Origin of the sequence: Salibaculum halophilum, from assembly GCF_002094885.1 — a bacterium.
GTDB classification, from domain to species: Bacteria; Pseudomonadota; Alphaproteobacteria; order Rhodobacterales; family Rhodobacteraceae; genus Salibaculum; species Salibaculum halophilum.
Map to the genome: position 1 here is coordinate 55,370 of NZ_MSIT01000012.1, position 24,217 is coordinate 79,586.

22 protein-coding genes are annotated in these 24,217 nt (G+C 68.9%); 3 read left to right on the forward strand and 19 right to left on the reverse strand.

From position 1 onward, the window contains the following. Nucleotides 1-172: 172 nt before the first annotated feature. The 9 genes from ftsA to ftsW all read right to left on the reverse strand — a co-directional run bounded on the left by ftsA (nucleotide 173) and on the right by ftsW (nucleotide 10,239). Nucleotides 173-1,507, reverse strand: a complete 1,335-nt coding sequence (ftsA, locus tag BU124_RS09670) for a cell division protein FtsA (protein ID WP_084863168.1) — start codon at nucleotides 1,505-1,507, stop codon at nucleotides 173-175. After that, nucleotides 1,504-2,397, reverse strand: a complete 894-nt coding sequence (locus BU124_RS09675; protein WP_245831661.1) for a cell division protein FtsQ/DivIB — start codon at nucleotides 2,395-2,397, stop codon at nucleotides 1,504-1,506. The genes ftsA and BU124_RS09675 overlap by 4 nt, the downstream gene beginning before the upstream one ends. Then, nucleotides 2,385-3,305: a D-alanine--D-alanine ligase gene (locus tag BU124_RS09680; protein WP_179141896.1), complete on the reverse strand. Its 921-nt coding sequence runs from the start codon at nucleotides 3,303-3,305 to the stop codon at nucleotides 2,385-2,387. The genes BU124_RS09675 and BU124_RS09680 overlap by 13 nt, the downstream gene beginning before the upstream one ends. 112 nt (nucleotides 3,306-3,417) lie before the next feature. Further along, complete coding sequence (gene murB / locus BU124_RS09685) at nucleotides 3,418-4,356, reverse strand: UDP-N-acetylmuramate dehydrogenase (RefSeq protein ID WP_084863172.1); 939 nt, start codon at nucleotides 4,354-4,356, stop codon at nucleotides 3,418-3,420. Between the two features lie 9 nt (nucleotides 4,357-4,365). Beyond that, on the reverse strand, nucleotides 4,366-4,629 hold the full coding sequence (locus tag BU124_RS09690) for a DUF2484 family protein (RefSeq protein ID WP_084863259.1): 264 nt from the start codon (nucleotides 4,627-4,629) through the stop codon (nucleotides 4,366-4,368). Nucleotides 4,630-4,972: 343 nt separating this feature from the next. Next, nucleotides 4,973-6,547 carry a hypothetical protein gene (locus tag BU124_RS09695; RefSeq protein WP_143529943.1) on the reverse strand — a complete coding sequence of 525 codons (1,575 nt, stop codon included), beginning with the start codon at nucleotides 6,545-6,547 and terminating at the stop codon, nucleotides 4,973-4,975. Nucleotides 6,548-6,551: 4 nt separating this feature from the next. After that, entirely contained in the window at nucleotides 6,552-7,949 is a 1,398-nt protein-coding gene (gene murC / locus BU124_RS09700; protein WP_084863176.1) for a UDP-N-acetylmuramate--L-alanine ligase, read from the reverse strand. Further along, entirely contained in the window at nucleotides 7,946-9,070 is a 1,125-nt protein-coding gene (locus BU124_RS09705) for a UDP-N-acetylglucosamine--N-acetylmuramyl-(pentapeptide) pyrophosphoryl-undecaprenol N-acetylglucosamine transferase (RefSeq protein WP_084863179.1), read from the reverse strand. The genes murC and BU124_RS09705 overlap by 4 nt, the downstream gene beginning before the upstream one ends. Nucleotides 9,071-9,072: 2 nt before the next feature. Then, on the reverse strand, nucleotides 9,073-10,239 hold the full coding sequence (gene ftsW, locus BU124_RS09710) for a putative lipid II flippase FtsW (protein WP_084863180.1): 1,167 nt from the start codon (nucleotides 10,237-10,239) through the stop codon (nucleotides 9,073-9,075). Between the two features lie 151 nt (nucleotides 10,240-10,390). Here ftsW and BU124_RS09715 point away from each other — a divergent pair, with 151 nt between their 5' ends. Both BU124_RS09715 and BU124_RS09720 read left to right on the forward strand, forming a co-directional pair. Further along, nucleotides 10,391-11,575, forward strand: coding sequence for a BaiN/RdsA family NAD(P)/FAD-dependent oxidoreductase (locus tag BU124_RS09715; protein ID WP_084863182.1), 1,185 nt, complete (start codon nucleotides 10,391-10,393; stop codon nucleotides 11,573-11,575). Nucleotides 11,576-11,709: 134 nt separating this feature from the next. Next, nucleotides 11,710-11,982, forward strand: coding sequence for a hypothetical protein (locus BU124_RS09720; RefSeq protein WP_084863184.1), 273 nt, complete (start codon nucleotides 11,710-11,712; stop codon nucleotides 11,980-11,982). A 7-nt stretch (nucleotides 11,983-11,989) separates the two neighbouring features. Here the strand turns inward: BU124_RS09720 and murD are convergent, their stop codons facing one another. From murD to BU124_RS09770, 10 genes are all read right to left on the reverse strand, one after another. Next, the gene (gene murD / locus BU124_RS09725; protein WP_084863187.1) at nucleotides 11,990-13,381 is read right to left on the reverse strand and encodes a UDP-N-acetylmuramoyl-L-alanine--D-glutamate ligase; all 1,392 of its coding nucleotides are present in this window, start codon (nucleotides 13,379-13,381) and stop codon (nucleotides 11,990-11,992) included. Between the two features lie 78 nt (nucleotides 13,382-13,459). Next, nucleotides 13,460-14,710: a tetratricopeptide repeat protein gene (locus BU124_RS09730; RefSeq protein WP_179141897.1), complete on the reverse strand. Its 1,251-nt coding sequence runs from the start codon at nucleotides 14,708-14,710 to the stop codon at nucleotides 13,460-13,462. Between the two features lie 97 nt (nucleotides 14,711-14,807). Beyond that, nucleotides 14,808-15,014, reverse strand: a complete 207-nt coding sequence (locus BU124_RS09735; RefSeq protein ID WP_143529944.1) for a hypothetical protein — start codon at nucleotides 15,012-15,014, stop codon at nucleotides 14,808-14,810. A gap of 143 nt (nucleotides 15,015-15,157) precedes the next feature. Continuing rightward, a complete protein-coding gene (mraY, locus tag BU124_RS09740; RefSeq protein WP_084863193.1) occupies nucleotides 15,158-16,240 on the reverse strand; it encodes a phospho-N-acetylmuramoyl-pentapeptide-transferase in 1,083 nt (360 codons plus the stop codon). A 25-nt stretch (nucleotides 16,241-16,265) separates the two neighbouring features. After that, nucleotides 16,266-17,699: a UDP-N-acetylmuramoyl-tripeptide--D-alanyl-D-alanine ligase gene (locus BU124_RS09745; RefSeq protein ID WP_084863196.1), complete on the reverse strand. Its 1,434-nt coding sequence runs from the start codon at nucleotides 17,697-17,699 to the stop codon at nucleotides 16,266-16,268. Further along, a complete protein-coding gene (locus BU124_RS09750) occupies nucleotides 17,699-19,189 on the reverse strand; it encodes a UDP-N-acetylmuramoyl-L-alanyl-D-glutamate--2,6-diaminopimelate ligase (protein ID WP_084863198.1) in 1,491 nt (496 codons plus the stop codon). The genes BU124_RS09745 and BU124_RS09750 overlap by 1 nt, the downstream gene beginning before the upstream one ends. Nucleotides 19,190-19,203: 14 nt before the next feature. Further along, entirely contained in the window at nucleotides 19,204-20,985 is a 1,782-nt protein-coding gene (locus BU124_RS09755; protein WP_084863200.1) for a peptidoglycan D,D-transpeptidase FtsI family protein, read from the reverse strand. Beyond that, on the reverse strand, nucleotides 20,982-21,359 hold the full coding sequence (gene ftsL / locus BU124_RS09760; RefSeq protein WP_084863203.1) for a cell division protein FtsL: 378 nt from the start codon (nucleotides 21,357-21,359) through the stop codon (nucleotides 20,982-20,984). The genes BU124_RS09755 and ftsL overlap by 4 nt, the downstream gene beginning before the upstream one ends. Then, nucleotides 21,359-22,336 carry a 16S rRNA (cytosine(1402)-N(4))-methyltransferase RsmH gene (rsmH, locus tag BU124_RS09765; protein WP_084863205.1) on the reverse strand — a complete coding sequence of 326 codons (978 nt, stop codon included), beginning with the start codon at nucleotides 22,334-22,336 and terminating at the stop codon, nucleotides 21,359-21,361. Before rsmH ends, ftsL begins: the two co-directional genes overlap by 1 nt. 3 nt (nucleotides 22,337-22,339) lie before the next feature. After that, nucleotides 22,340-22,846 carry a division/cell wall cluster transcriptional repressor MraZ gene (locus BU124_RS09770; RefSeq protein ID WP_084863208.1) on the reverse strand — a complete coding sequence of 169 codons (507 nt, stop codon included), beginning with the start codon at nucleotides 22,844-22,846 and terminating at the stop codon, nucleotides 22,340-22,342. 1,031 nt (nucleotides 22,847-23,877) lie between these two features. Between BU124_RS09770 and BU124_RS09775 the strand changes: the two genes are divergently transcribed. Further along, complete coding sequence (locus BU124_RS09775) at nucleotides 23,878-24,093, forward strand: DUF1127 domain-containing protein (RefSeq protein WP_084863210.1); 216 nt, start codon at nucleotides 23,878-23,880, stop codon at nucleotides 24,091-24,093. The last annotated feature ends 124 nt before the right edge of the window (nucleotides 24,094-24,217 follow it).

The window sequence follows — 24,217 nt, forward strand, 5'->3', positions numbered from 1 at the left end:
TGTCCGCCTGTTCTGCTGCGCCCGTCCCACCGGGCATTTTCCGCCTTATTGTGCCCGATCCTAGCCGGATCAGGCCCGATGGTCACGAAAAAACTGGAAAAGCACCGCAAAATATGGGCTATTTCTACCCAACAAACCGCCGCATTTCGGCATCTGGGCAAAATCTTGCGTATCACCAGTTTTCCTTGAACCATCGCACGGCCCGTCGCAACGATCGGGCCGGGTATTTCTCGGCCGGGATGTCGAAGTCCCACCATTCGTCCTGCGGGTGCGCGGCAAAGAGCGACAACCCCACCGAGGCCGAGAAAGCAGCTCCCGTCGCGGCCTGCGGCAGCCCCTGCACGCGCAGGGGGCGGCCCAGGCGCACCTGCTGGCCCAGGATGCGGCTGGCCAGACCGTCAAGGCCCGGGATCTGGCTGGCCCCGCCGGTCAGCACGATCTGCTGGCTGGGCAGGTGCTCGAAGCCGGCCGCATCCAGCCGCATGCGCACCTCTTCGAGGATTTCCTCGACCCGGGGGCGGATGATGCCGATCAGTTCGGCGCGGCTGACGCTGCGCCGGTCGCGTTCCCAGTCGCCGGTCTCGCCGCCGGTGTCGATCATCTCGCGGTCGTCCATGCCGGTGGCCATCACCCCGCCGTAGAAGGTCTTGATCCGCTCGGCCATGGCCAGCGGCACCTGCAGCCCCATGGAAATGTCGCCGGTGACGTGATCGCCGCCCATGCGCACCGTGTCGGCATAGATCATGTGCTTGCGCATGAAGATCGACAGGCTGGTGGTGCCGCCGCCCATGTCGATGCAGGCCGCACCCAGTTCCTGTTCGTCCTCGACCAGCGCCGATATCCCGCTGGCATAGGCCGAGGACGCCAACCCGGCCAGTTCCAGGTCGCAGCGGTTGATGCAGTGCAGCAGGTTGCGGATCGTCGCGGCCTCGACCGTCAGCATGTGCAAGTCGCAGGTCAAGTCGTTGCCGATCTGGCCGCGCGGATCGGCCATGCCGTTGCGGTGATCCAGCGCGAAGTTGATAGGCTGGGCATGCAGCACCTCGCGGCCCTCGCCGTAGTCGGGCACCTCGCAGGCCGACAGCACGCGGCCGATATCGGCCTCGGTGACGACCGGACCCTCGACAGCCGCCTGCCCGTCCAGCCCGTAGGACCTGGGCAGCCCCCCGCCCAGGCAGGCGATGACGTGATCGACGCGCACGTTAGCCATCTTCTGGGCCGCCTGCACGGCGGTGCGGATGGCGCGTTCGGTCTCGGCCATGGCCTCGACCTCGCCGAAGCGCACCCCGCGCGAGCGGGTCGTGGCCGCGCCGATGACGCGAAACGCGGACTGCCCCGCCATGGACCCGACGCCGTCACTGTCGCGGAACCTGTCGGGTCCGTCGAAACGCAGGATCAGGCAGGCGATCTTGGAGGTGCCCACGTCGAGAATGGCGATCACGCCGCGTTGCATCGCGGCCTGGCGCATGTTCCGCATGGCACGCTGGCTCTGGTAAAGGTCCTTCATTCGTCACCTGCCTCTTGCTCTTGCCCGTTGACGCGGCGCAGCTCCGCGACGGCTTGTTCGTTGAGTCTGATGGTTGGCCGGTCCGCGATGCGCATGTCGACGACAGTGACATCGCGGCCCAGCAGATCCTGGGCCTGGTCCAGGGCGATGACGCGCTCGAAGGCGCGGATCGGGGTCCGTGTTGGCAGCAATATGCGCTGGCCCCGGTCGAGCACCACGTCCCAGCGGCGTTCGCCCATGCGCACCACGGCGCGCATGCGGTGGCGAACCGGGCCGGCCACATCATAAAGCCGCAGGCCCTCGGCCAGCGCGGCGCGGGCGCCGTCGCCGGTGATCAGCGGCAGGTCGGCCCGGTCGGCCCGCGCCGCGAGCGGGCCGATCAGCACGCCCTCGGCGTCGATCAGGCGCAGCCCCTCGGCCCCGCGAAAGACGGCCACCGGCTGACGTTGCTCCACGGTCACCTGCAGCACGCCGCCCGGGCGCACCCGGATCGCGGCATCGGCCACCGGGGCCAGCGCGGCCACCTTGGCGCGCATGGCCGCAAGCTCCAGATCGAAGGACGAGATCGGGAACTCCACCGGCAGGACCGTGCGGATCCGGCGCGACAGCCCATCGTCGGCCCCGTCCACGGCCATGACGCGGACCATGAATTCCTCGCGGCTGAGAAACTCCATCCGGGCCTTAGCAATGGCCTCGGCGACCATCTGGCGGTTGGACTCCTGCGCGGCCCAGCCCGCCAGCGCGCCGCCCAGCGCCAGCAGGGGCAGCCCCACCAGGATCAGCCGCCGCAGGCCGGGTGTGAGCATCCAGCGCTGGAACCGATACCCCCAGCGCGAGGGCGCGGGATCACGCGGGGCGGCATCGGCCCGGTTGCGTCTCAGCGCCCGCACGTGGCATCCTCCACCATCCATGTGACCAGCGCCGGGAAATCGATGCCGCAGTGCGCCGCCTGTTCGGGCGACAGCGAGGTCGGGGTCATCCCCGGCTGGGTGTTGGTCTCCAGCAGGATCAGGCCATCGCGCCCGCACGCCGCGTCCCAGCGGAAATCGGTGCGGCTCAGGCCCCGGCAGCCCAGCGCGTCATGCGCGCGCTGCGCGTGATCGCGGCAGGCCTCGAAGATGTCTGGCGGGATCTCGGCGGGCAGGACGTGGCGCGACCCGCCCTCGGCGTACTTGGCGTGGTAGTCGTACCAGCTATCGGTGAGGATATCGGTGACGGTCAGCGCCCGGTCGCCCATCACGGTTGTCGTCAACTCGCGCCCCGGCGCGTAGGTTTCAACCATCAGCACCTCGGGCAGGTCCGGCGCCAGCACCGGCGGGCCGTTCGCGGCCCCGGTGACGATGTAGACGCCGACGCTGGAGCCTTCGTTATTGGGCTTGACGACATAGGGCGGGTCCATGACGTGGCCCGCCTCGATCTCGGTGCGATCGGCCAGCACGCTGTCGATGGTGGGCAGTCCGGCGGCGCGGTAGGCGTCCTTGGTGCGCTGCTTGTCCATGGCCAGCGCCGAGGACAGCACGCCGGAATGCGTGTAGGGCAGGCCCAGCCATTCAAGCAGGCCCTGCACGCAGCCGTCCTCGCCCCAGCGGCCGTGCAGCGCGTTGAAGACCACGTCGGGCCGCAGCGCCTTGAGGTCCTCGGCCAGCCTCGGCCCGGCGTCGATCTCGCGCACCTCGAAGCCGGCGGCGCGCAGCGCACGCGCGCATTCGCGGCCCGAGCTGAGGGAAACCTCCCGCTCGACCGACGGCCCGCCCATCAGGACGGCAATCGTCTCTGGTGCCCTGCTCGACACGCTCACCGCCTCGGTTCCCGGCCGCTTGTGCGCGGCCCTTGTTTCGCGCCGCCTTTCGGCGGTCGGTTCTTGTTTTTCTGATCGGCCCTGCCTGTCGGACCGGTCCCGTTTTCCGGGCTTAATTCCCAGCGACCGGTTCCCCGACCCGCATGATTTCCCAGTCTAGCGTCAGCCCGCTGTTTGCGTAAACCTTTTTTCGGACCGCTTCGCCCAGCCCCTCAAGGTCGGCGGCGGTGGCGCCGCCGGCGTTGGTCAGGAAATTGGGGTGTTTTTCGTTCATGACGGCCCCGCCGCGCGTGGCGCCGCGCATCCCGGCGTCCTCGATCACCTTCCAGGCCTTCAACTCGTGGGTGTCATCGGCCCGGCCGGTGCTGGAAAACCCGGCCGGGTTGCGGAAGGTGGACCCGGCGGTGCGGTCCTTTGTCGGCTGCGTGGCGTCGCGCTTGGCCAGCTGACCCGCCATGCGGTCGGCCAACTTCTCGGGGTCGCCCTCGGGCGCGTCGAACACCGCCTCGGTGATGACACAGCCCGCGGGCAGGCGGCTGCTGCGATAGGCCAGACCGAGCTCTGCCGCCGGCAGCGTCGTTTCGGTGCCGTCGCGCAGCACCACGCGCACGGCGCGCAGGACGTCCGCGGTGTAGGCACCGTAGCAGCCGGCGTTCATCGTCACCGCCCCGCCGATGGCCCCGGGGATGGTGCGCAGGAAGGTCAGGTCGCAGCCCGCCGCGGCCGCCTTGCGCGCGACATGGGCATCCAGCGCCGCCGCCCCGGCGCGCACCGTCTGCCCGTCGACATCGATCCCGTTGAAGCCCCGGCCCAGCCGGATCACCACGCCGCGGATGCCGCCGTCGCGCACGATCAGGTTCGAGCCGACGCCCATGGCAAAGACCGGCACCTCTTCGGGCAGCGCGGCCAGGAAGGCGGCCAGGTCGGCCGCGTCGGCGGGCTGGAACAGCACATCCGCCGGCCCGCCGACGCGCAGCCAGGTCAGGCCGGACAAATCGCGGCTCCGGGTCAGGGTGCCGCGCACCTCGGGCAGGTCGAACTCGGGCGTCATTCCCTGCACCTACCCCTCGGGCCGGCCGCGCTCAACCCGCCGCCGCAGCCAGCGCCACAGGAACAGCACGGGCCAGCGCAGCATCGACATACCCGCCACCAGCACCAGCAGCCCCACCCAGGGGCCGTTTTCCACCGTGACCCAGCCCAGCAGCGGCAGGCCCACACCGATCAGCACGTAGGCCCGGGACCAGTGGTTGTCGCGGCTGGGGATCAGCGCCAGAACATTGGCCGCGATGGCCCAGAGGAAGACGGCGACGAGGGACGCGCTCATCGCGGGGCCGCCCCGCCCGGCACCGGACATAGCCAGGTGTCAAGGCACGCAGGCACCGCTAAGCGGCGCCCGACAGAACACCCCAAGGGGCAACGACTTTCCGCGCGAATAGCGCCGAAGGCGCCGCGCGATCGCCAGACCGCCCCCCGGGCTGGCGATTTGGTAAGGCTTGTCGCGCCGATACGCGCTTTTACGGATTTGGCAGACATAAATCGCTTCGACCCACCGCCGGATCGCCACCCCGCGGTCTGGCAATCGCGCCGCTTGCACGATTGTCCAAACCGGGACCGCGGCCACCGTCGGGACTCTTGCGCCACGTGGTCGTCAAGAAGAATGACGGGAGTCATGGCAGGCTTCCCAGGTTCAAGGATTCACGGATGAACTCAATGATATCACCAATACCCTGGACCCGCTTGTAAGTCTTGACGGCACCATCCAATGCGCGGCCGCCCTTGCCCGCAGCGGACGACGACATTTCCATGAACCGACCGAAGGCCAGCCCCATGCCGCCGATACTCTCGGCAAATCTCTGTTCCAGCACCTCGCGGAACGCGTCGCTTGAGGCCTCGGCAATCGCGGCCCGGAACTCGTGCAATTCGCGGATCATGTCGCGGAATACGTTCAACCCATCCTCGTCCAGCGCAACCAGCTCATCCGATGGCAGGGCCTCCATCTGCGCGATCATCCGGTCGAACAAGGCCACCACTTCCTCCTGATCGACATGGTCGAGCGTAAGCTGCCCAAGCGGGGCGAGCGCGGTGTAGGCCGAGCCGAAATGCCTGCGGGTCACGGTCCGCAGCAGACCGATACCGTCGTCCAGGATATCGCCGAGCGCCTCGCCCATGTCTGCCCGCGCAACCTCCTCCTTGGAGAACGCTTCCAATCGTCCGGCCAGTCGCACGATATGGCGCGCGCGCAGGTGGTCGGTATCCCTGGTTCGTTGCAGTTCGGCCAGCACCTTGTTCGCCGACAGGTGCAGCATGGCGATCTTGTTGCTGCCCGCCTTTGCTGCCTGTGCGTAGTCAGAGAAATCCCGCAAAGTGTCGCGCAGCTCGTCACAGTCATCGAGGAAGCTCTGGACAACCGCCGGGTCACGCAGATGCGCCATGTCGTCCTGAATGCCGACCATCCGCATCACGCGTTGCAGGGAATCGAAGCTGAAATCGACCGGGAAGGCCTGCGAAAGATCGGAGCGCGCAGTGTGCCGGTATTTCTCGACAATCTCCTCGATCAGCCCGTTCACATGCGCCGCGCCTTGTTGCCAGTCGGCGTCGGGGATCAGGACGATCTCCTTGAGCATCTCCCAGTTCTGGTCGGCCCCGGTCAGCTGCGCCTCGTACCAGTCGAGCCAGAACTGCCAGCCGGTCTCGCCCGCCTCGATCCGGGCGGTGAGGGCGGCGCGGGTTGCCTCCCACGCCGCCGCGATTTCGGGCGGGATCCCCGCCTTTCCGCCTACCCAGAGCGGGATGGGCGTTGCGATCCCATTCACCTCGGACCATTGGGCATCAACAAACGAACGAGTTTTGGCGACTGCGCCAGCGCCACCCGGAGCAGCCTCCGCTTCTGCGGCCGCATGGGCGACGAACAGCGCGTCAACGGAAGCATTGCTTAGAACGCCGACCGAGACGTCGGCGGTGGCTTTGGCCTCAATTGCAACATCGGTCGCGGCTGATCGAAGCAGCCCTTGAATGTTGTCTTTGGTCGTGTTCGCAAACGTCAAAGCTGTCAAAAGACTTCTGTAAAGCGTCAGTAGAGTGCGGCTTTCTTCGCGCTGGCCGGCCGCAAGCGCAGTTTCAGACCAATACAGAGGTAACTTCCGCGCCGCAGCCCGAGCGGCGATCCAGACGCAGACCTCCTGGCTCTGGCCCTCGAGCCAGGCTTGCAGGTCTTTCTGCGTCTCGATCTCCCCCGCCTTCACGCCCCTACCCTTGCAACCGCTCCGGCAGGGCGTTGGCCCAGGTGCTGATGGTGCCGGCGCCGAGGCAGACGATCATGTCGCCGGGGCCGGTCTCGGCGCGGGCGATGGCGGTCAGCTCATCCAGCGTGTCGATGGCGCGCGCGTCGCGGTGGCCGGCGCGGGTCAGGCCGGCGACCAGATCGTCGCGGGAGGCGCCCGCGATCGGGGCTTCGCCGGCGGCGTAGACCTCGGCGATGGCGACGACGTCAGCCTCGTTGAAACAGGCGCAGAAGTCGTCGAAATGGTGGTGCAGCCGGGTGTAGCGGTGCGGCTGGTGCACGGCGATCACGCGGCCCGCGCTGGCCTGGCGGGCGGCGCGCAACACGGCGGCGATCTCGGTCGGGTGGTGGCCGTAGTCGTCGATCACCGTCACGCCGCCCACCTCGCCCACGCGGGTGAAGCGCCGCCCCACGCCCTTGAAGGCAGCCAGCGCGGCGCGGATTTCCGCGCGCTTCATGCCCAGATGCCGGGCCACGGCCACCGCCGCCAGCGCGTTGGACACGTTGTGATCGCCCGGCATCGGCAGGGTGCAGCCCGCGATCACCGCGCCCTCGGCCTGCAGCGCGATGTCGAAATGCGCCACGCCCTTGTCATAGCTCAGGTTCACCGCGCGGATGTCGGCCTGGGTGTTGAAGCCGTAGGTCAGCACGCGCCGGTCGGTGATCCGGCCCACCAGCGCCTGCACGTCCGCATCATCGGTGCAGCAGACGGCCAGCCCGTAAAAGGGGATGTTGCTGACGAAATCGTAAAAGCCCCGGTGCAGGTTCTCCTCGGTGCCCCAATGCTCCATGTGCTCGGGGTCGATGTTGGTGACCACGGCGATGGTGGCGGGCAGGCGGTTGAAGGTGCCGTCGCTCTCGTCGGCCTCGACCACCATCCATTCGCCCGCGCCCACCCGCGCGTTCGAGCCATAGGCGTGGATGATCCCGCCGTTGATCACCGTGGGGTCCAGCCTGCCGCCGTCCAGCAGCGAGGCGACCATGGTGGTGGTCGTCGTCTTGCCGTGGGTGCCGGCCACGGCGACGTTGGATTTCAGGCGCATCAGTTCGGCCAGCATCTCGGCCCGGCGCACGACCGGCAGGCCGCGGCGGCGCGCCTCGTCGAGTTCGGGGTTGCCCGGCTTGATGGCGCTGGAGATCACGACGACCTCGGCCGCGGCCAGGTTCTCGGCGCGCTGGCCCTCGAAGATCAAGGCGCCGAGGGATGTGAGCCTGTCGGTGAGCTTCGAGGATTTCAGGTCGGACCCCTGCACGACATAGCCGTGATTGAGCAGCACCTCGGCGATGCCTGACATTCCGATGCCGCCGATACCGACGAAATGGATCGGCCCGACATCGAGGGGGAGTTTGGTGGCTGCGGTCATGCGGGGCTGTCCTCTTGGTCTTGCACGGCGGCGCGTCCGGCCAGCCCTTCCACCAGCGCGACCATCGCCTCGGTGGCGTCGGGCTTGCCCAGGGACTGGGCCGCCAGGGCCATTTGCGATGCGCCGTCGGGGTCGGACAGGACGGCTTCGATCTGTTCGGTCAGGGTGCCGACCTCGAGCCGCGACTCGGGCACGCGGATCGCCGCGCCCGCGTCCGACAGGGCCCGGGCATTGGCCGACTGGTGGTCTCCGGTGGCAATGGCCAGCGGCACCAGGATCGACGGCCGCCCGATCACCGAAATGTCGGCCACCGACGAGGCCCCGGCGCGACTGATGACCAGTTGCGCCTCGGCCATGCGGGTCGGGACATCGTTGAAGAAGCTCTGCACGTCCGCCGGTATGCCCTCGCCGGCATAGTAGTCCGCGACGCGAGCGTGATCCTCCTCGCGGGCCTGGTGGCTGACGCGGATGTGGCGGCGCAGGGCGGTCGGCAACCCGGTAATGGCGGGCGGCACCACGTCCGACAGGATGCGCGCCCCCTGGCTGCCGCCCATCACCAGGATCGACATCGGGTAGTCGCCCGGCGCGATATAGCCCGCCCCGGCCCGGTCCAGCACCGCCTTGCGCACCGGATTGCCGCTGTGCACCCCGTCGACGCCGGCGGGCAGGTCCGTGGGCCAGGTGCCGCAGGCGACCGTGTTGACCCGCCGCGCGAAGATGCGGTTGACCCGGCCCAGCACGCCGTTCTGTTCGTGGATCATGCGCGGCTTGCGCAGCAGCGTGGCCGCCGCCATGGCCGGGATCGTCGGGTAGCCGCCGAAGCCCACCACGACGTCGGGCCTGTCGCGCAGCATCCGGATTGCCGCGCCGATCACGCCGCCGAACACGCGCAGCGGCACCAGCGCCTTGCCCACCGGGCCGCCGCGGGCAAAGGTGGCGCTGCTGACCTGTTCGATCTCGACAAAATGGGGAAAGCCGCCCGTATAGCGTGCGCCGCGCGCGTCGGTCGACAGCTTGACCCGCCAGCCGCGGCGCAGCATCGCCTCGGCCAGGGCCTGGGCCGGGAACATGTGCCCGCCGGTGCCCCCGGCGGCGATGGTCAGAAGCGGCGCGGCGGCCATGTTCAGCGGCCCTTTCGCAACAGGATGTCGCCGATCTCGCCCTGCGGCCGGGTGCGCGTGAGGGCCAGAAGCATGCCGACGGCGATGCCGCTGGCGATCACCGAGGAGCCGCCGTAGCTGACGAAGGGCAGCGTCATCCCCTTGGCCGGCAGCAGCCGCACCGCCACGCCCATGTTGATCATCGCCTGCACCCCGATCATGGCGGCCAGCCCGCTTCCGGCAAGGCGGATGAACGGGTCGCGTTCGCGCATCAGGCGGATCAGGGCACGCAGCACGATGGCCATGTAAAGCGCGATGATCGTGGCCACGCAGACCAGCCCGTATTCCTCGGCCGCCACGGCGATGATGAAATCGGTGTGCGCGTCGGGCAAGGACCATTTCACCTGCCCCTCGCCCACGCCGACACCGAAGAAACCGCCCTCGCGGATGGCATTGGTGGCATAGCCCAACTGGGTGCGCGGGTCGAGGTCGGGCGACAGGAACCCGTCGATGCGGCGGGCGAAATGCTCGGAATTGGAATAAGCGACCGTGCCGCCGATGACCGCCAGCCCGGCGATCGTCAGCAGCAGGACCAACGGCGCCCCGGCGACGAAGTAGACCACGCCCCAGCCGAAAAGGACCAGCGCCGCCTGCCCGAAATCGGGCTGCATCGCCAGCAGCGCGACGATCACCAGCGCCAGCGCGAAGGAATAGGCCTTGCCCGGCGGGCCGCCCAGCTGCTGGCTGGCCGCCATGAACCAGGCGGCGACGACGATGAACCCGGGCTTGAGGAATTCCGAGGGCTGGAACGAGCCGAAGCCCAAAGAGTACCAGCGCACCGCGCCCTTGCCGAAATCTGTCCCGAAGAACGGCAGCCCCAGGAGCGCCACGAAGGCGACAAGAAAGCCAAGGACGCCCAGCCGCCGGATCAGCGTTGGCGACATCATCGACATCACCGCCATCACGGCGATGGCCACCGCGCCGAAAAAGGCCTGGCGCTGGACGTAGTAGAAGGGCGCGAAGCCGTTGCGCTCGGCCAGCGGCGGCGAGGCGGCGAGCCCCAGCAGCAGGCCGATCCCGAACAACGCCAGCACGCAGGACAGGGTCCACCTGTCCACCGTGCGCCACCATCGTGGAAGGACCGGGTCCCCGGACGCGGCCGGAAGGGCCCCGTAGACCATCTCTGTCATGGCATTACCGCTCGACTGCCTCGTTCATGCCCGGGTTGGCCCGAGTCTATGAGGGTAGATTATCCGAGCGGCGGCGCGATTTCCAGTGAAATGCGGTGTCGCCGCGGGCCGGCCCTTGCGCGGGGCCGGTTTTCCCGGCAGTCAGCCGCCGATGCAGGTCAACACGCTGATACTGGGCGCCGGGGCGGCCGGGCTTTACTGTGCCGCCCATGCGGGGCCGGGCACGCTGGTCGTGGATCACGCGAAGGCCCCGGGCGAGAAGATCCGCATTTCCGGCGGCGGTCGCTGCAATTTCACCAACCTGTATGCGGGGCCGGACAATTTCCTGTCGGCCAACCCGCATTTCTGCAAGTCGGCGCTGGCGCGGCACACCCAGTGGGATTTCATCGACCTGGTCGATCGCCACGGCATCCCCTGGCACGAGAAGACGCTGGGCCAGCTGTTTTGTGATACCTCGGCCAAGGACATCATCGCCATGCTGATGGCCGAAATGCGCGCGGCGGGGGCCGACCTCTGGCTGCGGACCGAGGTGGGCGAGATCACCCATGACGGCGCGCGGTTCGACGTGACGCTCGACCGCGACGGCGAGCGCCGGAGGATCACGGCCCGCCACCTGGTGGTGGCCACGGGCGGCAAGTCCATCCCCAAGATGGGCGCGACGGGCCGGGCCTATGACATCGCCGCGCAATTCGACGTGCCGGTGGCCGAGACGCGCGCCGGGCTGGTGCCCTTCACCTTTTCCGAAACGCCCTTCGCAGGTCTGTCGGGCGTCTCGACCCCGGTGCGGGCCAGGGCGGCGGACGGCACCGGTTTTGACGAGGCGCTGTTGTTCACCCACCGCGGGCTGTCGGGGCCGGCGATGCTGCAGGTCTCGAACTACTGGCAACCGGGCGAGGCGCTGACCGTTGACCTGGCCGCCGGCACGGACCTCTACGAGAGGCTGCGCGCCGCGCGGGCCACCGAGGGGCGCAAGCGCCTTGCCAGCCTGTTGCCGCTGCCCGCCCGGCTGGTCGAGCATCTGGGCGACCAGCACGACCTGTCGGGCAACATCGCCGACTGGTCCGATGCGCGGCTGCGCGCGCTCTGCGACGCGCTGACCGGCTGGCAGGTCCGCCCCACCGGCACCGAGGGGTATCGCACCGCCGAGGTCACGCTGGGCGGCATCGACACCGGGGCGCTGTCGTCAAAGACCATGCAGGTCAAGGGCGTGCCGGGGCTGCACTTCATCGGCGAGGCCGTGGACGTGACCGGCTGGCTGGGCGGCTACAACTTTCAGTGGGCCTGGTCCTCGGCCCATGCGGCGGGCCGGGCCATCGCGGCGGTGGGCGGGTCCTGACATCCCGGGCGGCATGCCGCGACGTTTCAAGGATTTTCGCCGCAGCGGCACACTCGTGCCCTCTTTTTGCCGCGAATGACGGCAAGTGTGTCTTTCATCTACCTCAAGTCCCGACCCGAGACAAAGGAGCACCCATGCCACGCACACCTTTCCTGCCCGCCCTCGCGCTCGCCGCCACCGGGCTGACCGCCACAGCCGGCCTGGCCGATCAGACCGTCCGCTACGCCGCCGCCCCCGGGCAGGGCGGCGAGGTTGTCCGCATCGGCGGCATGGACTTCAAGGTGGCCGCCAACGGATGCAGCTATTCCCGGTCCAATGGCCAGTGGCGGATCGTGGTCAATGGCGCGCGCATGGGGCTGACCGATGCCCACCGCGGCTGCCCGGCCACCCTGCCCGCCCGGCGCTGAAGCGCGCTCAGAGCTTTTCGACCTGCGCGATGAAATCCGCACCGCGCTGCTCGAAATTGTCGTACTGGTCGAACGAGGCCGCCGCCGGGGCCAGCAGCACCACTTCGCCCGGCGCGGCCTCGGCAGCCGCCCGGGCCACCGCGGTGGCCATGTCGGTGCAGACCTCGGCCTCGACCCCTGCCAGCTGCATGGCGAAACCGGCGGCCTCGCGCCCAATGACATAGGCCTTGACCACCGGTCCCGTGGCCCCGGCCAGCGCCGCCAGCCCGCCGTCCTTTTCCAGCCCGCCGCAGATCCAGCGCACCCGGTCGAAGGCCGCGAGCGCCTTGGCCGCGCTGTCCACGTTCGTCGCCTTGCTGTCGTTGACGTAGCGCACGCCGCCGATCTCGGCGACGACCTGGCTGCGGTGCGGCAGCCCGGGGAAGGAATGCAGCGCCTGTTCGATCACGCGCGGGGCAAGACCAAGGGTGCGGCAGGCGGCATAGGCGGCACAGGCGTTCTGGTGGTTGTGCCGACCCGGCAGGCCGGGCACCGCGCGCAGGTCGATCGCCCCCACCTGCCGCCCCTTGCGCCATTCGGCCAGGAACCCCTTGCGCGCGAAGACGTGCCAGCCCTCGCCCGCCAGTTTCGCGGTGGCCACGCGGATCACCCGGTCGTCGGCCGGGCCGGTGGCCAGCTGGTTGGCCAGATAGCGGCCCTCGGGTTCGTCCACGCCGACCACGGCGCGATCCGGCCCGCCCTCGGCGAAGAGTCGCCGCTTGGCCGCGAAATAGCCCCCCGGCCCGCCGTGCCGGTCCAGGTGATCGGGCGTCAGGTTGGTGAAGACGGCCACGTCCGGCGTCAGCGCCCGGGCCAGCTCGGTCTGGTAGGAGGACAGCTCCAGCACGATCACGTCGCCGTCGTGGGGCGGCTCGATATCCAGCACCCCGCGCCCGATATTGCCCGCCAGCTGGCTGGGCCGGCCCACGTGGTCGAGGATGTGATGGATCAGCGCCGCGGTGGTGGACTTGCCGTTCGACCCGGTGACGGCGATCACCCGCGGCGGCTGGTCGAAGTCGTCCCAGTCGCCGCCCGCGAGGCTGCGAAAGAACAGCCCGATGTCGTTGTCCACCGGACAGCCTTCCTCCCAGGCGCGGGCGATGGCCGGATGCGGCGCGGGATAAAGGTGCGGAATGCCAGGCGAGGTCACCAGCAGTGCCACGCCGTGGTAGGCCTCGGGCCGGGTCAGGTCGTGCAGGGCCGCGCCCACCTCGGCGGCGCGGCGCGCGGCCTCGGGGCCATCATCCCAGACGATCACCTCGGCGCCGCCGGCCTGCAGCGCGATCACCGCCGCCCGGCCCGACCGGCCCAGCCCCAGAACGGCCACCCGCTGGCCCGCGACACCGCGTACGGGAATCATGAAACCGGCCCCCCTCAGGCCCCGTCGGATCCGGCCGCCAACCTGCCCCCTGCGGCCGGCAGAGGCAAGACGGGCCGGTCAGTCCGCGTCGGCGGGCAAGTCGGCGAGACGGCGCTCAGCATCGGTGATACTCGGATGATCCTCGGGCAGCGTGGCACGGAAGATCGCCAGCGCCTGCTCCAGCATCCCGCGCCCCGCCGCCACGCGCTCCGTCTGCACCAGCAGCCGCCCGAGATTGCCGAGGCGGATGGCATAACTGGGGTGCTCCTCCCCGAGGGTCTCGCGGCCGATCTGCAGCGCCTGGCGGACTAGCCCCTCAGCCTCTTCAACCCGCCCCTGCGCCAGCACGGCGCCCGCGAGGTTGTTGAGGCCAGTGGCATAGGCCGGATGCGCCTCGCCGACGGTCGCAAGGTCGATCTCCATTGCCTGCCGGTAGAGCTCCTCGGCATCCTCAACCCGCCCCTGATCCTCCGCCGCGCCTCCGAGGTTGGCGAGGTGGATGGCATAGTTCGGGTGCCCCTCGCCAAGGGTTGCACGGTCGATCTCCAGTGCCTGCCGGTAATGCCCCTCGGCCTCCGAATAACGCCCCTGGGCCTGCAACACGGTCGCGAGGTTGTTCAGGCAGGTGGCATAGGCCGGATGTTCCTCGCCGATGGTCGCACTGGTTATCTTCATCGCCTGCCGGTAGAGCGTCTCGGCTTCCGCGTATCGCCCCTGCGCATTGATCGTCAGAGCGTGTCCGTTCAGGGCCTCCGCCAGTTGTTTTTGCGTGCCCTCATCTCTGGCACACGCCAGAAGGTCCGCCCCGTAGCGATGCGCGGCATCCAGCTTACCGGCCCGCCAGGCATATTCCCGGGCCTTGAACAGGGTGTCGAATCCCGGGTCCAGCCTTGCGGCATCCGCATAATGCCGGGCGGCATCATGCCAGCGGATTTCTTCCTCGGCGATCAGGCCGCGGCCATGCGCCGCCTCCGCCGCGCGTTTCACTGCGGCCTGTTCCAGTTCCTGGACCTCGGCGAATATCCGGTCGGCCTTGGCGTAGTCGCCGCGCACGGCCTCGGCGCGCGCATCGGCGATGCGGTTGGTGCCGATCGCCGAGGTGGCGTCGGTGGCATCCTCCAGAAGCTGTTCGAGTTCGAGGATCGTCTTCTGGTATTCGCGATAGGCCGCCTCCGGGTCCGCGAGCCGGCGCTCCGTCTCGGCAAGCTTGGTCTGCAGCATGTCGATCTGCGTTCGCAGGGCCTCGCGTTCCGCCGCATCGGCGCGCTTGGCTTCCTCGAACTTGGCCTCCAGATCGGCGCGCAGTTCCGCCTTGGCCTCGCGCAGCATGCGTTCATGTAGGTCAGGCGGGATTCCGACATTGCCGCCCGCCTGAATATTACCATCGCCATCCGTTATGGCGTTCCCGGTTCTCGGTCCGAGCATCCTATCCACTTTGATCGTTGTCGTCGCCGTGCCGGATGGTGTTGACGGTATCGCCGTCGCCCCCGGACTGCCTGTTGCGGTTGCCGCCGAGGATGGTGTTCTCGGTCTTCGGCTTGGCGGCTCTGTATTGCCGCCATGCGATCCAGACGCCGAACACAGCGACCAACACCCCGGCGATCACCCACCAGTCCATTCCTGTCTGCGGCATTGATACCCCTCACCGATCGTTCGTCCCGACCATACCCGCCTGACGCGATTTTGTAAGGGGCGGCAAGGGGGCCGGCGTGTGCGGCCGCAATCGGCTTTGCCGATCGCTTTCCCGCACCCGGTCAAACCAATGGGTTTGACCGGTTACCGCACCTTGAGTGTTGCGAGGCCGATCAGCGCCAGGATCAGCGAGATGATCCAGAAGCGGATGACGATCTGCGGCTCGGCCCATCCCTTTTTCTCGTAGTGGTGGTGGATCGGGGCCATCAGGAAGACGCGCTTGCCGGTGCGCTTGAAGTAGACCACCTGGATGATGACGCTCAGCGCCTCGAGCACGAAGAGCCCGCCGACGATGGCCAGCACGATCTCGTGCTTGGTGGCCACGGCGATGGCGCCCAGCGCCCCGCCCAGCGCCAGTGACCCGGTATCACCCATGAAGACGGCCGCCGGCGGGGCGTTGTACCACAGAAACCCCAGCCCGCCGCCGATCAGCCCGGCGGTGAAGATCAGCAACTCGCCGGTCTGGGCGACGTAGTGCACCTCCAGATACTCGGTGAAGTCGGTCCGGCCCACGGCATAGGCGATGATCCCGAAGGTTCCGGCGGCGATCATCACCGGCATCACCGCCAGCCCGTCCAGCCCGTCGGTCAGGTTCACGGCATTGGCCGCGCCGACGATGACGACGATGGAAAAGGGCACAAAGAGCACGCCGAGGTTGATCAGCAGGTCCTTGAAGAAGGGCAGCGCCAGCTGGTTGGTCAGTTCCGCCGGGTGATACTGCGCCGCCCAGAAACCGGCGACACCGGCGATCAGCAGCCCCAGCGCCAACCGCAGCTTGCCCGGCACGCCGGCGGTGGTCTGCCTCGAGACCTTGGCATAGTCGTCGGCGAACCCGATGGCCCCGTAGGACATCGTCACGAAGAGCACCATCCAGACATAGGGGTTGTCCAGCCGCGCCCAGAGCAGGGTCGCGGTCAGCAGCGCGCCCACGATCAGCAGCCCGCCCATGGTGGGCGTACCGGTCTTGGTCGCATGGGTCGCGGGGCCGTCGGTGCGGATCGGCTGGCCGCGGCCCTGGTGGGTACGCAACACGTTGATCAGCGGCGGGCCGAAGACGAAGCCGAAGATCAGCGCGGTAAAGAACGCCCCTCCGGCGCGGAACGTGATGTAGCGGAAGAGATTGAAGACATCCCCGCCGTCGGACAGGGCCGTCAACCAGTACAACATCTGCGCGTTCCTTTCGTGTCGAGCGCTAGTCGGCGCCCCGATGATCCAGTTTGCGGATGGCGTCAACGACGCGCGCGATGCGCGAGCCCTTGGAGCCCTTGACCAGCACGACGTCGCCGGCATCCACCAGCCGGGCGGGATGCGCGGCCAGCTCCTCTGCCGTCTCGGCCCACTGCCCGCGCTTGTCGTCGGGCAACGCCTCGTAGAGGGCTCGCATCCGCGGCCCGGCGCAATGCACAAGGTCCGCCTGCGCCAGAGCCGGCACCTCGGCCAGCGCGGCATGGGCGGCCATCTCCTCGGGCCCGAGTTCCAGCATGTCGCCCAGGATCGCCACCCGGCGGCCGTGCCGCGTGCGCCCGACACCGTCCACCGGGGCCTGCGCGGCCAGCACCTCGAAGGCCGCGGCCATCGAGGCGGGGTTGGCGTTGAAGGCGTCGTCGATCAGGGCCAGCGTCTCGTCCCGGAGGGCGGGGTCGACGGTCACCGTCTCCAGCGTGCCGCGCCCGGCCGGGGGCTGCCAGCGCGCGAGGTCCATGGCCGCGCGCACCGGGTCCGCGCCCAGCGCCTGCACCGCCGCCAACACCCCGAGGCTGTTCATCGCGACATGCCGCCCGGCCGTGTCCAGCTTGTAGGTGAGCGGCCCGGCGGGGGTGTCCGCCTGAACGATGGTACGGCCCGCGGTCAGGCGCAGCTCTGTCAGGCGGACGTGGCAGGCCGCATCGGCCCCGAACCGGAGGACCGCGCCCCCCGGCGCGGCCGCCGGGCCTGTGATCCGATCAAGCAGGGATCGCGGCAGGTCGCCGTCGAAGATGGCCGTGCCGCCAGCTTCCAGCCCCGCGAAGATCGAGGCCTTTTCGCTGGCGATGGCCTCGAGGCTGCCGAGCGCCTCGAGGTGGGCGGCGGCCACGGTGGTGATCAGTGCAACGTGGGGGCGGGCCATGCGCGCCAGCGGCGCGATCTCGCCCGGGGCGTTCATGCCGATCTCGATCACGGCATAGGCCGTCTCGGCCGGCATTCGCGCCAGCGTCAGCGGCACGCCCCAGTGGTTGTTGTAGCTGGCCTCGGCGGCGTGGGTCGGGCCCTGCGCCGCCAGAACGGTGCGCGCCATCTCCTTTGCGCTGGTCTTGCCGACCGACCCGGTGATGGCCAGCACCCGCGCGTCCGAGCGCGCGCGCCCGGCCTGCCCCAGCGCCTCGAGCGCCGACTGCACGTCGTCCACGACCACCAAGGGCGCACCGTCGGCCACCCCGTCGGGCGGGTGCGTCACCAGCGCCGCCGCCGCGCCCTTGTCGAAGGCCTCGGCGACGAAGTCGTGCCCGTCCCGCGCGGCCCGAAGCGCCACGAAAAGATCGCCGGGCTGCAGGCTGCGGGTGTCGATGCTGACCCCGATGGCGGCGAAATCGCCGGTCGCCTGCCCACCCGTGGCCTGCGCTGCCGCCGCTGCGGTCCAGAGCGCCATCACAGCCGCCCGTCCAGCGCGGCCACGGCCACGCTGGCCTGTTCGGCGTCATCAAAAGGCAGCACGTCGTCGCCCACCACCTGGCCGGTCTCGTGGCCCTTGCCACAGATCAGCAGCGCGTCGCCCGGCCCCAGCGCATCGACCCCGCGCAGGATCGCCTCGGCCCGGTCGCCGACTTCGCGCCCCTCGGGGCAGCCCAGCAGCACGGCGGTGCGGATCGCCGCCGGGTCCTCGCTGCGGGGGTTGTCGTCGGTGACGAGGACAAGATCCGCGTGTTCGGCCGCGGCCTGCCCCATCAGCGGACGCTTGCCCGGGTCACGATCGCCCCCGGCACCGAGGATGACGATCAGCCGGCCCATGACATGCGGCCGCATGGCCTGCAGCGCGACGGCAATCGCGTCGGGCGTATGGGCGTAGTCGACAAAGACGCTGGCCCCGTTTTCGCGCGTCGCGGCCAGGTCCATCCGGCCGCGCACGGTGCGCAGGGCGGGCAGGGTCTTGAAAACCGCCTCGGGCTCGGCGCCCGCGGCGATGCACAGCCCGGCGGCCAGCAGGACGTTCTCGGCCTGAAAGCCGCCGATGAGGCCCAGCCGCACCATGTGGCGTTGCCCGTCCCAGTCGAAACGCAGCTCCTGGCCCGTCGCGTCGAACCGCTGGCCCAGCAGGCGCAGCCGCGCGCGGGCGGCCCGGCCCAGACCGATCACCGTCTGGCCGCGGGCCTCGGCGATATCGGCCACCTCGGCGCCGCGCGGATCGTCAAGGTTCACCACGGCCACGCCGTCGTCGGGCAGCACCCGGGTGAACAGCCCCGCCTTGGCGGCGAAATAGGCCTCCAGCGTGCCGTGATAGTCCAGGTGATCCTGGCTGAAATTCGAGAACCCGGCCGCCGAGAGGACGATCCCGTCCAGCCGGCGCTGGTCCAGCCCGTGGCTGGAGGCCTCCATCGCGACGTACGTGATACCCCGGGTGCGGGCCTCGGCCAGAACGCGGTGCAGGGTGATCGGATCGGGGGTGGTGTGCCGCAGCGGGTGCGTCCAGGCCCCCTCGACTCCCGTGGTGCCGAGGTTCACGGCCGGCAGGTCGAGCCCGTCCCAGATCTGGCGGCAGAAACTGCTGACCGAGGTCTTGCCGTTGGTCCCGGTCACGGCAACCACGGTGTCAGGATGCGCCCCGAACCAGAGCGAGGCCGTCTGCGCCAGCGCCTGCCGCGGGTCCTCCGACAGGATCAGCGCGGCATTCGAGCCGGCCAGGTCCTCGGCCGCCAGCGCCGCGCCGCGCGCATCCGTCAGCACCGCCGCGGCACCCATGCGCAGGGCGTAGGTGATAAATTCGCCGCCGTGCACCCGGCTGCCCGGCAGGGCAAAGAACAGCGTGCCGTCGGTGACCTCGCGGCTGTCGACGGCCAGACCGGTGATCAGGGCCTCGGCCCCGCCGCGGGCGGTCAGGCCCAGCTCGGTCAGCTTCATGGTCTTCTGGCCCGTGCCGCCCATCCGGATGCCCCGCCCTAGTTCGACGTGAGTGTTACACCCACCGGCCGGCGGCGTGCAACGTCGGGGCGCATGTCCAGCAGGGGCGCCGCACGGCGGATCATTTCGGCGGCCACCGGCACGGCGGTCCAGCCGGCGGTGCGGCGGGTCTCGCCCAGTGCCTCGATCTGCGGCTCGTCCAGGGTGACGACCAGCACGTAGCGCGGATCGTCGGCCGGAAAGACGCTGGCGAAGGTCGCGATGGTCTTGTCCTCGAAATAGCCGCCCTCGGGGCGGGGTTTGTCGGCGGTGCCCGTCTTGCCCCCGACGCGGTAGCCCGCGACATCGCCGAAGGATGCCGTTCCTTCGGTGACGACGGCGCGCAGCATGGCGCGCGCGCGGGCCGAAACCTCGGGGCTGACGACGCGGGCGCCCTGCTGGGGCCGGTCCCGGCGCAGCAGCGTCGGCGTCACCCGCGTGCCGCCGTTGACCAGGCTGGCATAGCCGGCGGCCAGGTGCAGCGGCGAGGACGACAGCCCGTGCCCGTAGGAAATCGTCATTGTCGAGATTTCCGACCAGTTGTCCGGCAGAAGCGGCACACCCGTAGGCGCCTCGACCATCTCGGCGGGTGTGGGATCGAGAAAGCCCAGCCGATCCAGGAACGCGCGCTGCCGCTCGGCGCCGATTTCCTGTGCGATGCGCGCGGTGCCGATGTTCGAGGATTTCACGATCACCTCGCGCGTTGTCAGCTCATCCCCGTAGTCGCGGAAATCGCGGATTGTGAACCGGCCCCAGGTCAGCGGTCCGCTGGTGTCGATCTCGGTCTCGGGGTCCACGAGGCCCAGTTCCATGGCCTGCGCAACGGTGACGATCTTGAACACCGATCCCAGTTCGTAGACCCCCTGCACCGCCCGGTTGAACAGCGGGCTGTCGCCCTGGTCGCCCTCGGTCAGGGCGCGCGGCCGGTCGTTCGGGTCGAAGTCGGGCAGCGAGACCATCGAGAGGATCTCGCCCGTATCCACGTCCATCAGGACGCTGCTCGCCCCCTTGGCGTTCATCAGCATCATGCCGCCCTGCAGCACCCGCTCCGAGGCGGCCTGCACCGACAGGTCCAGCGACAGGCGCAGCGGCGCGCCCTCGTTTGCCGGGTCGCGCAGGCGGTCGTCGAAATGTTTCTCGACCCCGGCCACCCCGATCACCTCGGCGCTGCTGACGCCTTCGCGCCCGTAAGAGGCCCCGCCCAGCACATGCGCGGCCACCGCCCCGTTGGGATAGAGCCGCATCTCGCGCGGGCCGAACAGCAGGCCCGGCTCGCCGATGTCATGCACCGCCTGCATCTGCTCGGGGCTGATCTCGCGCCGGATCCACAGGAACCGGCGGTCGCCCGTGAAATCCTCCAGCAGGGCCTCGGCCTCCAGTTCTGGGAAAATCGCGGCCAGTTCCGTCGCCGCCCTCTCCGGGTCGATCATCTGCGGCGGCTGGGCGTAGAGGCTGTGGGTCTGCAGGTTCGTGGCCAGGATGCGGCCCTCGCGATCGAGGATATCCGCGCGCTGCCCGATGATCGGGTTGCCGCGGGCCTGCGCCGTGGGTTCGGCGGGCACGGTGCTGGCCAGAACGCCCATGCGCAGGCCGATGGTGCCAAAGGCGAACAGGAACATCGCCGCCATGACCAGAAGCCGCCCCTCGGCCCGCTGGCGGGCACTGTCCTGCATCTGCTCATGGCGCAGGCGGCGGTTCTCGGCCTCGATCCGGTCGGGGTTCTCGCCCCTGTCGCGGGCCCTGAGGATGCGCGCCAGCGGGCGCAGCGGCGTACGGATCATTGCCCGGCCTCCTGTTGCGGTGCATCCGGCGCATCGGGGGCGTTGTCGCTCGATACCTCGACCGGGTCGGTGATCGGCGGCAGCGCGGGGGCGGGATAGGCGACCTGGCCCACCTTGCCGAAGGCATCGGGCATCAGCGGCAGCAGGCGCAGCCGGTCGAAGTTCAGCTCGGCCAACTCGCGCAGGCGGTCGGGGCGGTTGAGATAGGCCCATTCCGCGCGCAGCATCTGCAGCCGTTCGTGCGCCGCGCCGATGTCGCGGTGCAGCGCGCGCACCTCGCGCATCGCCGCCTGCGTGCGGTAATTCTCCTGATAGGCCCAGACGCCGAGGGCGACCACGGCAAGGGCGGACAGAACGTAGAGCAAGGAGCGCATCACCTGTCCCTCTTCAAGCGGGGCATCCCCAGTTTCGCGTGATCGACCGGCGCGGCGGGCGCCGCGGTGCGGCGGGCCACGCGCAGCTTGGCGCTGCGCGCGCGGGGGTTGTCGGCCAGTTCGGCCGCCTCCGCGCCGACTGCCTTGCGCGTCAGGATCTCGAAGGCCGGCGTGTCCTGTGCGATGTCAGGGGCATGGCGGCTGACGCTCGCGCGCTTTCCGGCGCGCTCCTGCAAGAACCGTTTGACCATGCGGTCCTCGACCGAATGGAACGTCACCACGGCCAGGTGCCCGCCCGGTTTCAACGCGCGTTCGGCGGCCATCAGCCCCTCGGCCAGCTGGTCGTATTCATCGTTGACCGCGATGCGCAGGGCCTGGAACGTCCGCGTGGCGGCATGGCTTTGCCCCGGTTTCGGCCGCGGCAGGCAGGACTCGACCAGCCGGGCCAGGTCCAGCGTCGTCTCGAAGGGGGTCTCGGCGCGGCGGGCGACGATGCGCCGGGCGATGCGCCGGCTGGCGCGTTCCTCGCCGTAGGTGAACAGGATATCGGCGATGTCGGGCTCGGCCAGCGTATTGACGAGATCGGCCGCCGTGGTGCCCCCGGCACCCATGCGCATGTCAAGCGGCCCGTCCTTCTGAAACGAGAAGCCCCGCCCCGCCTGGTCTAGCTGCATGGAGGAGACGCCGAGATCCAGCACCACGCCGTCGAGATCGGAACCATGGGCGTCGAGATTGGAAAATGTATCCTCAACGAGCGAAATTCTGGAGTCTTCAGCCACCCAGTGTGCGATTTCGACAATCGTTGGATCACGGTCCAGCCCGATCACCCGCTCGGCACCCGCTGCCAGCAGGGCCTGCGCATAGCCCCCGGCGCCGAAGGTGCCGTCCAGCCAAGTGCCCCGGATCGGCGCACAGGCCGCGATCAGCGGCCCGATCAGGACGGGACGATGCGGGGTCTCGGTGGCATCGGCCCCCATGGCTCAGCCCCCGTCGCCGGGCGGGTCGATCAGGCTGAGCGGATCGAAGTCCTCGGGCTGGTCCTCCAGCCACTCTGCCGTCTCGGCGGCCTCGACCTCGTCGTAGGTGGCCGCGTTCCAGATTTCGAAATAGTCGCCCATGGCAACCATGACCGCCTCGTTCTCCAGCCCGATCTGCTGACGCAGCCGCTGGGGCAGGACGATGCGCCCGTCCTTGTCGATCTCGGTGTCCCACGACTTGCCGAGGATCATGCGACTGGCCCGCTTGCGCTCGGCCGAGCCGCGCGGGAGCTTGCGAATGCCCTCTTCGATCTCGGCCATGGCCTCAATCGTGTAGACGTGCAGACAGTTCTTGAGATGCGGACCGTGCAGGACGACCATGCGCGGCAGGGGGACCTCCGGGCAGCGCGGGTCACCATCGGCAAGCACGGCGCGGAAATCGGCCGGGACCGAGACGCGGCCCTTCGTGTCAACCTTTTGGTTGAACTCGCCTCTGAAACTGAGAACCACTGTCCCGCGGTCCTTTCCCGCTGCCTCTCCCCCGGCCGTGGCCAGAACCGAAAACGGCGGACCGGACTGCTGCCACTGTCCGATCCGCCGCCCTCGTCCCGTTTCCGGGAGGTCCGACTGCGCGCGCCACCTGGGGGGATGTCTGCTCGCTCGCGCGCCGGATCTTGTCGTTCAAGGAATGCGGGTGCCTGCATGAAACCTGACGTCGTGTCGGCGGGGTCGTTCGCCTGCCCCGAATTGTCTGCCCGTTTTCCTTGTTCAAGTTTGTGCCATGGGAAAACATGGGAGGCAACGGTTTTCTTGGGAAATCATGGTACAACATCCTGTCGAGAAGTCTCACGGTAGACAATATCATGTGTCGTTTCGGGCAAAAAATGCCCATATAAAGCGCTTCTGAATAGAATTTACACCATATATTGACCACTTCCTCAAGTTCCATGAACTCCCAAACAAGTTGAAATTTTTTGCGCCGACACCGCGCAGAGGGGGCCAATTCGGCTGATATCGGAGCCGAATCGCGACACTGCAGCGGCGAAACCGAGTCGCGTGGCCATCGATTCCAGGGTTTCCCGGTTGGCGGCCGTGGTCAGAGACATCGGCGCATCAGACGGACGCCCATCGGCACGGGACACCGCCCCGAAGCGAGCGCGATCCATCGCATCGGCTTCGCCGGCCCAATGAACGGGTCGCACAGCGACCGGACTGCCGGGGGGGGGGCCGCAGCCTACAGCCCCGCTCTGAGCGCCTGGTGCATGATTCCCGGCGACCCGCAAAGGTCCGCCCTGTCCTGCGCGTTCATCTTTCGCCCGGTTTCCATCCAGACCATCCCACGGACTGAGCAATCCGCAGGGCTTCCCCGGCGTAATCCCGCTCCTTGGGCGCAGTTGCCTGATAATTCGGCACATTCCCATGCAAATGCTGCATAGCAGCATTGCCTATTTGGCGGATTGTGCAAGCGCAGCATTCGCCTATCTTCTCAGTCAACGGCGCAAAGCGCGTCGAAACGAAACTCTAATCGAAAAGAGGCCACAATGGCACTGATGTCTGACCTCCACGTTCATGGCCCGTCGCTGGCCGAGCGGGTGGCGACCCTGCGCGAGGCCCTCGCCCACCGCGCCGCCAAGCGCAAGGCCTACCGCAAGACCTACGACGAGCTGTCGCGCGTCAGCGACCGCGACCTGGCCGACATGGGGCTGCATCGCTCGATGATCCCCGACGTCGCCCGACAGGCTGCCGCCGAGGTCTGACGAACACCGGAATCGGGGCCTTTTTCCTCCTCCCTAAGGCCCTGACGCAGGTGGACCGCTCTCTCCTCCTCCCTGAGCGGGACACCGACCAGAAGACGCGGCGATGCCCCTCCTCCTCCCGGGC

Bases quoted from the DNA above. Each gene is read 5' to 3' on its own strand.
- ftsA (WP_084863168.1), bottom strand. From the start codon at position 1,507: ATGAAGGACCTTTACCAGAGCCAGCGTGCCATGCGGAACATGCGCCAG.
- murB (WP_084863172.1), bottom strand. From the start codon at position 4,356: ATGACGCCCGAGTTCGACCTGCCCGAGGTGCGCGGCACCCTGACCCGG.
- BU124_RS09690 (WP_084863259.1), bottom strand. From the start codon at position 4,629: ATGAGCGCGTCCCTCGTCGCCGTCTTCCTCTGGGCCATCGCGGCCAAT.
- murC (WP_084863176.1), bottom strand. From the start codon at position 7,949: ATGACCGCAGCCACCAAACTCCCCCTCGATGTCGGGCCGATCCATTTC.
- BU124_RS09705 (WP_084863179.1), bottom strand. From the start codon at position 9,070: ATGGCCGCCGCGCCGCTTCTGACCATCGCCGCCGGGGGCACCGGCGGG.
- ftsW (WP_084863180.1), bottom strand. From the start codon at position 10,239: ATGACAGAGATGGTCTACGGGGCCCTTCCGGCCGCGTCCGGGGACCCG.
- BU124_RS09715 (WP_084863182.1), top strand. From the start codon at position 10,391: ATGCAGGTCAACACGCTGATACTGGGCGCCGGGGCGGCCGGGCTTTAC.
- BU124_RS09720 (WP_084863184.1), top strand. From the start codon at position 11,710: ATGCCACGCACACCTTTCCTGCCCGCCCTCGCGCTCGCCGCCACCGGG.
- murD (WP_084863187.1), bottom strand. From the start codon at position 13,381: ATGATTCCCGTACGCGGTGTCGCGGGCCAGCGGGTGGCCGTTCTGGGG.
- BU124_RS09730 (WP_179141897.1), bottom strand. From the start codon at position 14,710: ATGCTGCGCGAGGCCAAGGCGGAACTGCGCGCCGATCTGGAGGCCAAG.
- BU124_RS09735 (WP_143529944.1), bottom strand. From the start codon at position 15,014: ATGCCGCAGACAGGAATGGACTGGTGGGTGATCGCCGGGGTGTTGGTC.
- mraY (WP_084863193.1), bottom strand. From the start codon at position 16,240: ATGTTGTACTGGTTGACGGCCCTGTCCGACGGCGGGGATGTCTTCAAT.
- BU124_RS09745 (WP_084863196.1), bottom strand. From the start codon at position 17,699: ATGGCGCTCTGGACCGCAGCGGCGGCAGCGCAGGCCACGGGTGGGCAG.
- BU124_RS09750 (WP_084863198.1), bottom strand. From the start codon at position 19,189: ATGGGCGGCACGGGCCAGAAGACCATGAAGCTGACCGAGCTGGGCCTG.
- BU124_RS09755 (WP_084863200.1), bottom strand. From the start codon at position 20,985: ATGATCCGTACGCCGCTGCGCCCGCTGGCGCGCATCCTCAGGGCCCGC.
- ftsL (WP_084863203.1), bottom strand. From the start codon at position 21,359: ATGCGCTCCTTGCTCTACGTTCTGTCCGCCCTTGCCGTGGTCGCCCTC.
- rsmH (WP_084863205.1), bottom strand. From the start codon at position 22,336: ATGGGGGCCGATGCCACCGAGACCCCGCATCGTCCCGTCCTGATCGGG.
- BU124_RS09775 (WP_084863210.1), top strand. From the start codon at position 23,878: ATGGCACTGATGTCTGACCTCCACGTTCATGGCCCGTCGCTGGCCGAG.